An 823-nucleotide genomic window follows, 5' to 3' on the forward strand; every position below is an offset into this window, starting at 1 on the left:
AAATGATGTTTTCTTTTTTCATCAGCAATCGTTGTTGATGAGTGTTTGATGAATACATATCTATCTGTAAGGCAATATATTACTTCCCTTATTCATCATTTCATCAAAATAATTAGATAGCGGTCAGTTGTTCTTTCGTTACCGTATAAAACCGACCAGTTTTCCTTTTCGGCTCATAGTGGCACTCACGATGGGGTGCGAACTCATAAGCGGTGTAGGATAACGAATTGTGTGCGGAAGTAAGTTTCCATACTTCCTGCACAACTTTCCTCACTTGATACTTTTCAACCTTGACCTGTGAATAGAGTAGCAAGGTTACAAGGTCGTTCAGGCAGAATGATACGCTTTCCACGTTCATGTTCGACATGATGTCAAGCAACAACTCGGTCATTTCTATTTCCAGTCGGTTGCGGTTGCTTCGGATTATTTTCTGCAAGGCTGCGGTATGTGTCAGTCTTGGGTTGAACCACATACGGCTTTCCTGTGTCGTGGATAGTTCCCTTTGGGTCAGGAAATAAAGAAATGCAGGTATTTCCGCTTTTAGCTTTTGCAGAAAGTTGGTATCATCACTCTGCAACGGCATTATCTTCCGCACCCAGTAGCGTGTTTCTCCTGCGTCTATGAGTATGGGCAGATATTCGTTGTTGGAACATAGCACGAACTTGGCAAAGAAAGCAATCTCCGTTCGGTCTTTGCCTTTGGCTTCCACCTTGTAGGTGAAAGTGGTGCTCAGGTTTTTCAACCGTTCGCTGTCTTCCCTGCGGTTGAGCAAAACTTCGTCCACAACGATTAGCAGCTTTCCTGCCCAGTCGGAATTGAACTG

At 43.7% G+C, this 823-nt stretch carries 1 protein-coding gene; it reads right to left on the minus strand.

The annotated features are described in order from the left end of the window. Window positions 1-112: 112 nt before the first annotated feature. The coding region (locus DW947_RS21405; RefSeq protein WP_243635119.1) for a primase-helicase family protein at window positions 113-823 on the minus strand (711 nt) is incomplete at its 5' end.

Source organism: Bacteroides sp. AM44-19, from assembly GCF_003603395.1.
Classification (GTDB): domain Bacteria; phylum Bacteroidota; class Bacteroidia; order Bacteroidales; family Bacteroidaceae; genus Bacteroides; species Bacteroides uniformis.